A 13,118-nucleotide genomic window follows, 5' to 3' on the forward strand; every position below is an offset into this window, starting at 1 on the left:
TTAAATTTGTTTTGAGCGATCTATTTTGGACTCTTTGTATAGGGCGTTTAGCTTGGATTTTAACTCCAAACAAGTTATCAAAATACTCTCTTGACCTATGCCTAAAATCGCATTTCTGATCTTTTGGGTCTCTTTTATGGTGGCGTTTTTGCCGTGGATATTTTCGTTTCTAATATCTTTTAAAATATGCATAAAATTAAGTATTTTATAATAAAAGCCATTTTTTATGTCATTTGGGACTAGGTTTTCAAAGGTGCTAGATATCTCGCTTTGCTTCATCAAATAGCCATATGAGCCTAAATTTGGTTTATGTGTGAAAATATCTTTTAGCTGATATTTGATCCCTTGGACATCATATCTGATGGTTAAAAGTCCAGAATTATTATAACACAAATAGGCAAAAAGAGCTTTAAAAAGAGAGTAAAATTCTCTCTCAACGCTCTTAGAATACTTCACCAAAATAGAGCTAAAATCATTTGACATATTTTTTTGGTTTTGTATGTATTCGATCTCGGCCAAAACTACCGCATCTATGGTATCGCTCATCAGTTTATCGATATTTGTGCCAAAGCAGTATCTAGATAGGGTTTTTTTGGTTTTTAGATATTTTTTGGTTTTATAGATATCTGTGTGGTGTAGGGTTTCATCTTCGAAATAGTTTTGGTCTTGGTCGATGATGAGCGGATATACATAGTTATTGCCATATAGGGCGTAGGTGTGATTATCACGCAAAGGCAAGGTGATACGGGACAAAAAATAATCCCTCACACTCTCAAATTCATTTCTATAAATTTCACGCATATCTGTGATAACAAACCAGCTCTCTACTAGCAAATTTTGCTCTTGATAATATTTAGGCGCTATGGGGGTGTGGTCATCGCTACTGATCTTTACCACCTTAGCGACATATAAATTTGAATAATCCGTGATAAAAAGCTGAGTGAAGCTATCAGGATTTGTATCACTATATATCTTTTCTAATTCGCCCTTAAAGGGGTGTGGCATATTGTTGTTTTTGACTCGCACCTTGCCAAATGCCACCTTGCCACACTCTTTTAGGAGTTCTAAATGCTCCTTTATCAAATCGCTATTATATCTTGGGTTGTATAGGATTAGGAGGTTATGCATAATTTATCCTTTTATCTCTTGAGCTTTTGCTTTCATAAGCTATTTTACTTCAAAGTTGAAAAAACCAGTTTTTTGGACAGCAGAGTTTGCCTCTTGGATGGCCTTTGTACTGCCTTTTGGTTTTTTGGGCAAGTCATCATCACCATCTAAATCAATGGTTTTTCTAAGGTCACTTAATTGCTCTATATCTTTTGTGGTGATTTTGTTAGCATCAGCATCCCAATCATACACAGCACCAAAAATAGCATCAATAGAACTTTTAAGCTCTTTAAAAGCCTTTGTTAGCTCTTTGAGAAGTTTTTTACACTCATCGCTATAAGTGCTACTAAATATGCTTTTTAGATTTTTAGCGTATTGATCTACTTTAAAAGTATGTTCTTCGTTTTCTTCATCATCGATATATGCCATCTCTATGGTTATAGAGTGTAAAACTGAGAAAATTCTGTCATTATCATCTTGCTTTTTTACCAAAGCTTTTTCGTAGCTTTGATATACTCTTATTAGATTTGTCATTACATTTTCTTGGCTTTTTGAGTGCTTATTGTTTATTTGAGAGAGGATAAAGTCAAATAAAGAAAGCTTATGATATCCATACTCTTCTATATCCGTTGAGCTATATAGGCTAATTCCCTCATACTCTATACCCTCCATATCTAGGGTATCTTTTAGATTTTCTAGCACTTCATCTAAATCGCTTTTAGGTCTTTTATCAGCTTTTGTTATTATGAAATATAGCTTTTTGTTCTCTAATCCTATTGAATTTAAAAACTTTATATCGCTTTCAGTGATATTGCCCCCACTTGCATCACAAGATATGAGCCAAAGCAAGCTTGAAGAGTTAGCTAGAAATTCTTTAGCTGTATTGAAATCTTGGGCTCTGTTGCCATCGCTATTTGGATTGTATCCTGGGGTATCTATAAAGCAGATATTTTGGTATTTAGGGTCATTAAACTCACTGCTAACTACTAAAAAAGGTAAAATATCTTTTAGATTAAAGCTAAAATTTAGTCTATTATCTGCATTGTGTGTAAGACGAGAGAGAATATCAGGGGCAATTTTGCCTAGATTTGCCACTCCATTGTTTTTAGAAATTCCGATAATCTGGTCTTTATCGCTTGACATTACATAGCTTGGAATTGCTGTTGTAGGGTCTATAGAGATAGGTAGTTGGATATCTTTTGATTTTAAAAAGCTATTTACAAAAGCTGATTTGCCTGCGCTAAATCCACCGCCAACTGCTATAACATGCTTTGAAAAAAGCTCAGCATAAGCTGCGATAATAGCCATTTCACTCTCAATAGCTTTTAAATTTAATACCAAATCTCTTTCGTTTTCTACGGCTATTTTTTTGGTAATATCATAAAAGTTATTTAGATATTTATTGAAACTGCTTAGAGTTTGATTGTTTGGCTTGGCTGATAAAATTTCGTTTATTATTTGTAGTTCTTGCATTGTCTCTCCTATTAATTATTCTTTATACCATTTTGGTAGTCGTTTTTTATTTGGTAGTTGTTGTTTAGCAACAGCACCCCTAGCAGCACCAACAGCACTCAAAAGACCAGCAGCAAACGTATCGACAACATCAGCTCCACTAAAAAACATATTTTCCATATTCTTTACATTAGATACATCCCAGTTATCGAGCGGTTGGTTAAAGCTAGTGGCACCAGCGAACATATAGCTCATATCAGTTACATTAGATACATCCCAGTTATCGAGCGGTTGGTTAAAGCTAGTGGCACCAGCGAACATATAGCTCATATCAGTTACATTAGATACATCCCAGTTATCGAGCGGTTGGTTAAAGCTAGTGGCATTGTAGAACATATAGCCCATATCAGTTACTTTAGACACATTCCAGCTAGATATATCTGAGTTAAAATTTACAGCACCAGCGAACATATAGTTCATATTGGTTACATTAGATACATCCCAGTTAGATATATCTGAGTTAAAATTTTCAATACCTATGAACATATTTCTCATATTTGTTACATGAGATACATCCCACTCCTCTATACCGCTAAAATCGCTTCTTTGACTATCTTTAAATAACTCATACAAATCACTCACTTCGCTTATATCTATCTCGCTTAGCTTTACACTCTCATGGGAGACTAGCTCTCTAAGCTCTTCATTGGTTTTTGGGTGGTATTTATACTCAGCACTACTTGCTTTTTTAAGCTTTTCATTTACTGGTTGATTTTGTATTATATTTTCTAACTCTTTGGCTTTTAGGATTTCGTTATTAACCTCTTTGAGTGGTAGAGTGTAGCTACTAAGTGATAACTCTATATCATTTTGGCTTAAAAATGGATTTTTGATACTCGCTTTGGCTTTTTGAAACTCGGCTTCTATATTGTTTTTTAGATTATTAGCCTTTGTGATTTGATCTTTGGAAATTTGTAGATATTTGTTTTTATCATTATTATCTACTTTTTTTGGTTTGCCGTTTGGAGAGTATAGGTTTTTTTCTATTAGATTTTTAAGATTTAAATTATCTTCTTTTAAAGCCTTTAATTCACTATCGAAATTTGAATTTTCATTTAAAACATTAAAGAGAATTTTCTCTATTATTGCTTTATCTTCTTCACTACTCCAAAGTAAGTGAGCTAGAAGAGCTAGATCGTATCTCTCCACTGCATCTCTATCACTTAGTAAAGCAGCAGTTTGGAGTAGCTCAGCGCACTGCTTCCAGCGTCTGTCTGATATATAGATAGGTTTATACTCATCACTAGATAAAAGCTTCTTGCGATACTCTTTATCTTGGTTTAGTAGTTGGATTTGGGATTTTAGATCGCAGATTAGATCCATTGTGTTTTGCTCGAATTTTATATCTTGGGATTTGATGGCTATCTGCTCTAATTCAGTAATGCTAAAAGGCTCTAAGGGCTTTATATCATTGGATTTTTTGCTTTTGAAAAGCTTTTTGAAATTCTCACGCTCTTCTAATGGCTTTACAAAATACCTTAAAATCATCCTATCATATAGGGCTTCTAGACCTTGATTATCTGGTGGAAACTCATTACTAGCACAGACTACGCCTTTTAATGGGACTTTAATATCTTTATTACCATCTCTATAAATTCTTTCATTTATTATAGTAAGTAGTGTATTTAAGATAGCTGGTGAGCTCTTCCATATCTCATCTAAAAAAGCAAAATGAGCAGTTGGCAAGTATCCATCTGTTTTTCTTGTTAGATTATTTTTTTTAAGTTCTGCTATGTCTATTGGCCCAAATATCTCTTCTGGTGTTGAAAATCTATTCATCAAATAGGCAAAAAAGCCGTTATTTGACTCTTTACTTTCATCTTGTGAATTATCTGTGATTTTAAATGCTAGGCTAGCTCTCCTTGCTATCATAGATTTAGCAGTTCCAGGAGGTCCATAGAGAAATATAGACTTCCCAGCAAACATAGATAGTAATACTAGTTTTAGGCACTCTTCTCTTTCGAATAAGCCAGAGCTTAGCTCTTTTATGATATTTTCTATTTTGGTTTTATACACTAATCATCCTTCATTTGTTGTTTTAATTCACATAGAATGCGAATATTTTTTGTATTTGAGTCATAGACCCAATGCTTGTCAAAAAAATCCTTTTTGCCAGAATTGCCATCGACATCTAGTAGATAGAATTTGTTTTTTTGTTTGCGTTTTTCTTCTATTTGTTTGTGTAGGTTGCTGTCTATGTAGCCAAAGTCCCCATCGCTAATTACTAATAAATCAGAGTTTTTGTAATTTTCTTTGTTCATCTGCTCTACACCTACTCTAAGTCCAGCACCTACATCGGTTCCGCCATTAAAGCTTAGCTCCAAAAAATCATTAATTTTATTTATCCCCATAGCTCCGCTCATATCGGTACATATAGTGCTAGTGCTAAAATTGATTAAATAGCAATTTCTATTTTCTTTTTTAGCCTTAGCAGTTAGCATAAGGGTGATGGCCTTGGCTATGGTCTCAGGGCTGCCTTGCATAGATCCGCTAGTATCTACGCATATGATTATAGGACCCTTTTGGTCTTCTTTTTTGCGCTCTTTTTCTATCTCCTTTTCTATCTCTTTTTGGCCCTCTTCTTGGTTGCTTATAAGGCCTTGTTTTTCGAAACAAAATAGCCTATTTTCTATATATTTCAAATCAAACAAAAGCTCCAAATCCTCATCATCCAAAAGCGACATCTCTTGTGGGACGATATTTTCTAAATCATTGCCTAGAGTGATACCTATAATCTCTTCTTTATATCGTTTTGTAGGTGTGGTCTGCGTGTAAGAATATGCGGTTAATTCCATGATTTTTTCTTTATATAGCTCTTTTTCTTCATTTTGCATACGCCCCAAAATATCGCAAATATCCATAAGAGCTTTATTGTTTTTAATCATATTAAAATAATTTAAAATTTGAGCTATGCTATATCTGTTTAGATTGCCTTTTTGGTTGCCAAAGCCTTTTGAGCTTGCTGCTATATCACTTAGATCGCCGAAGTCGCCTAGCACCTTTTTTTGGTATTTTAGGTCGCCTAGATTGTCTAAATTTAAGGCGTTATTGACCATATCTACCGCATCGCCAAATAGCCCATTCTCACCGAAAAGCTCTGGCGCTTGCTTCTCTAGCTCTTTGGCTTTTAGCATAGCGTCAAACCACGCTTGCATACGCTTAAGAAAGTCATTGCTCATAGAGTTTTTGGTATTTTCTACCCATTTTTGGGTTTTTTCATCTAGGGTATCGCTCCATTTGCTTATAGTGAAATTTCTTAGCTTTGAGATCTCATCAAATTTAATTTTTGGATCATCGGCTGATTTATCTGGATTTTTCGGATTTAAAATTTCATTTTTATTTTGCTCTATAAAATCAATTTTTTGATTTGGATTGAACTTTTTAAAGCTAGACAAATCATCTTGAATTTGCTTTTCTAAGCCCTCTAGGGAGTTTGAATTTTTCATACATTTATGCTCAAAAAGCGTTAATTTCTCCTCTTCAAAAAGGTGGATTGGCTAGCTTGGCCTCTATCTGCTTTGTCTCTTCTTCTAGACTCTCATCAAATTTCGCTTTTATCTCTGGGTCTTCTAAGAGACCGTGAGTGTTTAATGTATTGTTATTTTCTTTTTTCATCGTTTCTACTCATACCATCGTGGTAGGGGATTTTGGGCGGAGCCTTCAAAGGCTAAAGTTTTATTTACATTTATCGATATTTTCCAAGATGCTAGTGGCTGGTTAAATGATTTAGCATTATAAAACATTCTACTGATATTTATCACATTAGATACATTCCAATCATTTAAAAACTGATTAAACGACTCATTACCTAAAAACATACCGCTCATATCAGTTACACTGGATACATCCCAGTTATTTAGTGGTTGGTTAAAGATGGTTGGTGTTTTATTGTTATAAAAAAATCCAAAACTTGTATTATTATATGTTGTAGCAAACATACCGCTCATATTTGTTACTTTAGATACATCCCAGTTATTTAGCGGTTGGTTGAACCTAAAGGCACCTTGAAACATACCGCTCATATCAGTTACATTAGATACATCCCAGTTATCGAGCGGTTGGTTAAAGCTAGTGGCATTGTAGAACATATAGCCCATATCAGTTACTTTAGACACATTCCAGCTAGATATATCTGAGTTAAAATTTACAGCACCAGCGAACATATAGTTCATATTGGTTACATTAGATACATCCCAGTTAGATATATCTGAGTTAAAATTTTCAATACCTATGAACATATTTCTCATATTTGTTACATGAGATACATCCCACTCCTCTATACCGCTAAAATCGCTTCTTTGACTATCTTTAAATAACTCATACAAATCACTCACTTCGCTTATATCTATCTCGCTTAGCTTTACACTCTCATGGGAGACTAGCTCTCTAAGCTCTTCATTGGTTTTTGGGTGGTATTTATACTCAGCACTACTTGCTTTTTTAAGCTTTTCATTTACTGGTTGATTTTGTATTATATTTTCTAACTCTTTGGCTTTTAGGATTTCGTTATTAACCTCTTTGAGTGGTAGAGTGTAGCTACTAAGTGATAACTCTATATCATTTTGGCTTAAAAATGGATTTTTGATACTCGCTTTGGCTTTTTGAAACTCGGCTTCTATATTGTTTTTTAGATTATTAGCCTTTGTGATTTGATCTTTGGAAATTTGTAGATATTTGTTTTTATCATTATTATCTACTTTTTTTGGTTTGCCGTTTGGAGAGTATAGGTTTTTTTCTATTAGATTTTTAAGATTTAAATTATCTTCTTTTAAAGCCTTTAATTCACTATCGAAATTTGAATTTTCATTTAAAACATTAAAGAGAATTTTCTCTATTATTGCTTTATCTTCTTCACTACTCCAAAGTAAGTGAGCTAGAAGAGCTAGATCGTATCTCTCCACTGCATCTCTATCACTTAGTAAAGCAGCAGTTTGGAGTAGCTCAGCGCACTGCTTCCAGCGTCTGTCTGATATATAGATAGGTTTATACTCATCACTAGATAAAAGCTTCTTGCGATACTCTTTATCTTGGTTTAGTAGTTGGATTTGGGATTTTAGATCGCAGATTAGATCCATTGTGTTTTGCTCGAATTTTATATCTTGGGATTTGATGGCTATCTGCTCTAATTCAGTAATGCTAAAAGGCTCTAAGGGCTTTATATCATTGGATTTTTTGCTTTTGAAAAGCTTTTTGAAATTCTCACGCTCTTCTAATGGCTTTACAAAATACCTTAAAATCATCCTATCATATAGGGCTTCTAGACCTTGATTATCTGGTGGAAACTCATTACTAGCACAGACTACGCCTTTTAATGGGACTTTAATATCTTTATTACCATCTCTATAAATTCTTTCATTTATTATAGTAAGTAGTGTATTTAAGATAGCTGGTGAGCTCTTCCATATCTCATCTAAAAAAGCAAAATGAGCAGTTGGCAAGTATCCATCTGTTTTTCTTGTTAGATTATTTTTTTTAAGTTCTGCTATGTCTATTGGCCCAAATATCTCTTCTGGTGTTGAAAATCTATTCATCAAATAGGCAAAAAAGCCGTTATTTGACTCTTTACTTTCATCTTGTGAATTATCTGTGATTTTAAATGCTAGGCTAGCTCTCCTTGCTATCATAGATTTAGCAGTTCCAGGAGGTCCATAGAGAAATATAGACTTCCCAGCAAACATAGATAGTAATACTAGTTTTAGGCACTCTTCTCTTTCGAATAAGCCGCTTTTTAAAGTTTCTATAGTCTCTTTTATGCGTTTTTCATAGTTTGGCATATTTATCCTTCTATTTGGTTTAGTTGGTCTAAAATGGATCTATATCTGGCTAGGCTAGACTCTTTATCTTGGGCATCTTTGGCTAGTTGCTCTATCTTTTCTTCATAAGAGTTTATGAATTTATCACCTATATTAGCATTTGAAATAGCTTTATCAAGAGTAGCGCAAATTGCTTTTATATCAGCGTTTGTTCTACTTCTTAGCTCACTTTGAAAGCTTTCAAGCGCATTTAAAAACTCATCACGCTCATAGCCCACTAGTTTGCCTGATTTTTGCAAGGCGGCAGGCAAGGTAGTATCATAGCTAAACTCAGGTAATGAAATATTTGCTATTATATTTCTTACACTTTGCTTTATCATATCAGCGTCCAAGGCTTCATCTCCTACGCTTTCTTGAAGTGAAGTTAGCAGGTCTTTTAAAATAGTTTTTTTCCACATTCTTATATTGTCGCTATATACATCTCCTAGTATATTGCTTATTTCTATAACAGCATCTTGAGCTGCTGTGCGAAGTGATGAAGCATTTAAAGTATCTATTGATACTTGATAATTTACATCTTTATATTTTTTCCACAAAAAACCTAGCACACGACCATCTTCAACCCTTTTGGTTTTTGTTACAGTCTCAGAGCCTTTTGCATTTTCACTAGCACTTGAAATGCCACCAAAAAGAGCTTTTATTTGAGTGTTTAGCTTTTCTTTTAGCTTTGAGCTTAGCTCAGCTCCGCTATCTTCAAAGGCTGCGTTTGCGTTTATTACCACCTTTGATTTTACGCTTTTGATTTTTTCGATTTGCGCTTTTAGCTCCTCTATATCAGTTGAGTTTAGCACTTCTATTTTTTTATTTATTATCGCACCAATTTCATTTTTGTATTGATTTAATGCGCTTTTTTTACTAGAAATAAAATCATCCATTATACCTTTAATGATTTCATCTTTTTCTTTGCGAACATTTTCTAGCACTTTTAAAATCTCATCTATATTTGAGAGCTTTTTGAGATTTGATATAGCTGTTTCTTTATTAGAAAAATAATCAGGATAATGCTTTTTAAATAAGCCCAAAGCATGAGTAGCATTTTCATCTTGTAAATTATCATAATTATTTATGATCTCTGTGCTTATACCAGAGCTATAAAGCACATTAAAGCGAGTTAATTGCTCATATATTTTATCATTATAAGAGCTTTTTTTATTTTCAAATACAGTTTTTTGTTGTCTTGAAAGTGGAGTAAGTGCTCTTTGAATAGCCTCATCTAATACTCCATTTCCTATTATCTCTGGTGCACTTAGCTGTAAGTCAAACTGCGATGCTACTATGTGAAACTCTTTAATTCCATTTTTTTCATTTACATTGCTTAAAAGCTCCAAATCAACATCATTTAAAAACTGCCCAGCAGGAGATACCAAAAATACTACATCGCACTTAGCAATAAGTTCTTTTGTGCGATCCTCTCTTGATACGATAGGATCATTTACGCCTGGAGTATCTATGATTTTTACATCTTTTAGCATCTCTTCGTTTAATTTAAGCGTGATTGATTTTGTAAAAGGCGTGTATTCACCACTAGAGCCTACATAGTTTTTTAGTTTTTCATTTAGTTCATCATAGCTAGAGCAAGTCAATATTTCTTTCTCTCCAATAGAACTAGCATTTATACCACTTTTCTTTATTTGCTCATATTGCTCATAATAAGCATAAAGAGAAACTTCGTCTTTTAGTTTTTTAATAGCATCTTTTCTAGCCGATTCTTGTAGCTTGCTATCGCTTTCGCCTTTTCTATTGTTTTGTTTTAATTCAGTAAATTTTGCATTTTGATGATCTTCTAAAATCTTTTGGCAAGTAGCATGATTTGATTTTATTGTTTCTATTTCATCTTGGCTATAATACTCTATGCTTGCTTCAAACCTATCACCATACTCTAAAACAGTAAGTGCCGCAGTCATCGGAGTAGCAGCCTTTGGCAATACATTTTGCCCTTTAAAAACAAGAGCATTTAAAAGTGAGCTTTTCCCAGCTTTCACACGACCTAAAATTCCTATTTTTAAATCTCTTTCTGGCTCCATTTTTTCATCAAGCGCCTCTTTTAGCTCAGCACTTGGCCTTATGCCGTGTTCTTTTTCGATACCTTGAAGCTCGCCTACTAGGTCATTTTCTTGCACTAGATTTTCTAGTGTCTGGCTCATTTTTAGTAGATTTTCCATTTTTTCTCCTTTTTAGATATTTTTGATTAGAGCTTGGATCTCGACTCTTCTATCTTCAAGATATGAAATTTTATCTTCTACTTCACTTATTGCTAGTTCTTTTTCTTTTTGGGCGTTTTTTATCTCATCTTCTTTTTCTGACATTTTTTGAGTAAATTCTTGGCTTATTGCGTTTATTATCTCGTTTGTTGTTTTGGCGAAATATTCATTTAGCTTAGGGCGAATTTGGGATAATATGCTAGGGATTACTTCGTTTCGGACTTGTTCTTTTACGGCTTCTAGCCTTTTTGAGTCTGCTATTTTGCCAAAGATTCCAGGCAAAATAGCAAAAACAGCACTTAAAATTGTCCCTACTATCGGATTTATAGTAAAGCCTATTTTAGCCAAGGCTTGAGTGGCTAATGCTCCACCACCTATACCTATTGCACTACTTACTAATGCACTACTTGATTTTTTATTGATATCGCTGTTTAATAGAGTATTTGCGACAAAACAAGCCCCAGAGACAATCTCTTTTAACCCATCGGCCCAAGTCTGTATATCAGAGGCTTTCATATCTATATTGCCTATACTAAGCTTGAAGTTATCAATCACATTTTGTTGGATACCGCTTAATCTCTTTTGAATTTCAGATGGTAGAACCGAGTTTATAATATTATTTATAGCGCTTTGTATATCTCCACCATTTAGCGCAGATTGGGCTAGTGTGGTGGCGTTGTTACTAAGTGCGGAGCTAACGACGCCAATGATGCCTTCTATATTGGTATCATTGTATTTGCTATTGGCGTTATCTATGGCTTTTTTCTTTTCTATCTCTATTTGAGATATACCATTTTTTAGCTCATCGATAGCATTTATAGCATCTTGTTTATCATATCTTAGAGCTGAAATTGTGGTATTGATGGTAGATTCCATCTCTTTTAAATTCATACTTATATGTGGCTTATAGATACTCTCAAACAGAGATTCTATATCAATATCTTTTAAGATTTTCTCTAATTTTGCTCCCGAATTATCATCTAATAACTCTATATCTTTGCTATATCCAAATTCCATTTCTAGCGTATCTTTGGCATAGCTTTTGATCTGTTCTATATCTCTTTGTGGGAGTAGATTTGTCTTGCTTATACATAGTTGAAATTCCTTGCCTCTTGTGTGAATTCCATTTAATTCTGTGATATAAGTTTTGGTTATGGTCTTTTCATCCACACCTGAGAGCAAAGCGATGAAATACACTCCGCTTGGCATATATCTTGATATCGCCTTATTATGCGTATCAATCGGCGCATTAAATCCAGGCATATCTACCAATACGATAGGATCAATCTCTTTTAATTTTTGATTATTTAAATATAATTTGATGTGGTTATAAGTTTGTGCTTTTTCTTCTACTTTTTTAAGATCTTTTATATCAAAAATCTCTATACTATCATCATCTTTGATTGCTTCTATTTTCTCATCTTGGCTATATCTTAGCTCCGTAGCGATAGCAGTTTGAGGTGTGATACCGATCCCTAAAACCTCAGAGCCTAAAAAGCTATTTATAAGACTTGATTTACCAGAGCTAAATCCGCCGATTACAGGCACCAATAACTCTTGATTTTCAATACTTTTAGTAAGCAGACTTAACTCTTGGATCTTGTCATTTAGACAATCTGTATTTTGAGCGATATTTATGGCTTTATTGCCACATTCAATGTATGATTTTTGTTTGTTTGTCATTATTTCTCCTAAATTGTAAAAAGATTTATAATTATATCCACGCCCTATAAAAATAAGATTATATTTAGGTTAAGAGTATGGATTTAAGCTTTTTATAAGTAAATGATTAATTTTCACCACCCCCATTAGCGTAATCCTAGCCACGCCAAATTCTCATAAATCAAATTTATAAGAGTTTGGCGGATTTGACATCAAAATTTGATTATACCCCCCCCTGTCTTAAAACCTACTGATAAGAGCGCTTTTATCGCTCTTTTTCACCAGTATTGGTATCGCAAGGCTCTGATTGGTTTGTCTCGCAGGCATTGGTATTGAGTGGTTGTGCTTGATCGGCGCCACAAGGCTCTGATTTGTTGGCACCTTCATTAAATCCAGCATTCATAGACATAGCACCAAAAATCTTAAGCAAAGCCTCCCTCATCTCTGGCGATACCTCATTGAGATCTAAAATCGTGCGGTGATCCACCTCTTTGCCTGTGATCTTGGTTTGTAGCTTATCAAGAGCAGTTAGCGTAGTCTCTTCGACTCTCTCAAGCGCATCATAAGACTTCCAAAGACCATTTTCGAATTTATCCAATAAGGTATCTTTGATGGAGTAATCATCGCCATATATCTTTCTGGATTTTTCCACCTCTTTATCTAGCCATTTTTTGGCCATGAAGCCCGCTGCACCTAGTGCGATCGCTGCTATTGCGTATTTTGCTTTCATTGTTTGCTCCTTGTAGGTTGATTTATAGACAGAATTATAACAAAGCCATATGACACAATTTGTCGTTTTATATAAGATTGTGAAATTTTGTGC

General features: G+C 34.1%; 9 protein-coding genes. All 9 read right to left on the reverse strand.

Features of this window, described 5'->3' with window-relative positions:
* Positions 1 to 1,128: an HP0729 family protein gene (locus CIGN_RS00940; protein ID WP_086301988.1), complete on the reverse strand. Its 1,128-nt coding sequence runs from the start codon at positions 1,126 to 1,128 to the stop codon at positions 1 to 3.
* Positions 1,129 to 1,167: 39 nt separating this feature from the next.
* Positions 1,168 to 2,580, reverse strand: coding sequence for a dynamin family protein (locus CIGN_RS00945; protein ID WP_086301989.1), 1,413 nt, complete (start codon positions 2,578 to 2,580; stop codon positions 1,168 to 1,170).
* 15 nt (positions 2,581 to 2,595) lie between these two features.
* Complete coding sequence (locus CIGN_RS00950) at positions 2,596 to 4,635, reverse strand: BspA family leucine-rich repeat surface protein (RefSeq protein WP_086301990.1); 2,040 nt, start codon at positions 4,633 to 4,635, stop codon at positions 2,596 to 2,598.
* On the reverse strand, positions 4,635 to 6,065 hold the full coding sequence (locus tag CIGN_RS00955; protein WP_236844763.1) for a VWA domain-containing protein: 1,431 nt from the start codon (positions 6,063 to 6,065) through the stop codon (positions 4,635 to 4,637). The genes CIGN_RS00950 and CIGN_RS00955 overlap by 1 nt, the downstream gene beginning before the upstream one ends.
* 34 nt (positions 6,066 to 6,099) lie before the next feature.
* Positions 6,100 to 6,234, reverse strand: a complete 135-nt coding sequence (locus CIGN_RS08395; protein ID WP_257789254.1) for a hypothetical protein — start codon at positions 6,232 to 6,234, stop codon at positions 6,100 to 6,102.
* 5 nt (positions 6,235 to 6,239) lie between these two features.
* On the reverse strand, positions 6,240 to 8,393 hold the full coding sequence (locus CIGN_RS00960; RefSeq protein ID WP_086301991.1) for a BspA family leucine-rich repeat surface protein: 2,154 nt from the start codon (positions 8,391 to 8,393) through the stop codon (positions 6,240 to 6,242).
* Positions 8,394 to 8,395: 2 nt separating this feature from the next.
* Positions 8,396 to 10,594, reverse strand: coding sequence for a dynamin family protein (locus CIGN_RS00965; protein ID WP_086229311.1), 2,199 nt, complete (start codon positions 10,592 to 10,594; stop codon positions 8,396 to 8,398).
* Positions 10,595 to 10,606: 12 nt separating this feature from the next.
* Positions 10,607 to 12,316, reverse strand: coding sequence for a dynamin family protein (locus CIGN_RS00970; protein WP_086301992.1), 1,710 nt, complete (start codon positions 12,314 to 12,316; stop codon positions 10,607 to 10,609).
* A 244-nt stretch (positions 12,317 to 12,560) separates the two neighbouring features.
* Positions 12,561 to 13,025, reverse strand: coding sequence for a hypothetical protein (locus CIGN_RS00975; protein ID WP_086301993.1), 465 nt, complete (start codon positions 13,023 to 13,025; stop codon positions 12,561 to 12,563).
* Between the last annotated feature and the right edge of the window lie 93 nt (positions 13,026 to 13,118).

Origin of the sequence: Campylobacter devanensis, from assembly GCF_002139915.1 — a bacterium.
Taxonomy (GTDB): Bacteria; Campylobacterota; Campylobacteria; order Campylobacterales; family Campylobacteraceae; genus Campylobacter; species Campylobacter devanensis.

Coding starts and splice junctions, on each gene's coding strand:
- CIGN_RS08395 (WP_257789254.1), bottom strand. CDS start 6,234: ATGAAAAAAGAAAATAACAATACATTAAACACTCACGGTCTCTTAGAA.
- CIGN_RS00960 (WP_086301991.1), bottom strand. CDS start 8,393: ATGCCAAACTATGAAAAACGCATAAAAGAGACTATAGAAACTTTAAAA.
- CIGN_RS00955 (WP_236844763.1), bottom strand. CDS start 6,065: ATGAAAAATTCAAACTCCCTAGAGGGCTTAGAAAAGCAAATTCAAGAT.
- CIGN_RS00970 (WP_086301992.1), bottom strand. CDS start 12,316: ATGACAAACAAACAAAAATCATACATTGAATGTGGCAATAAAGCCATA.
- CIGN_RS00940 (WP_086301988.1), bottom strand. CDS start 1,128: ATGCATAACCTCCTAATCCTATACAACCCAAGATATAATAGCGATTTG.
- CIGN_RS00975 (WP_086301993.1), bottom strand. CDS start 13,025: ATGAAAGCAAAATACGCAATAGCAGCGATCGCACTAGGTGCAGCGGGC.
- CIGN_RS00965 (WP_086229311.1), bottom strand. CDS start 10,594: ATGGAAAATCTACTAAAAATGAGCCAGACACTAGAAAATCTAGTGCAA.
- CIGN_RS00945 (WP_086301989.1), bottom strand. CDS start 2,580: ATGCAAGAACTACAAATAATAAACGAAATTTTATCAGCCAAGCCAAAC.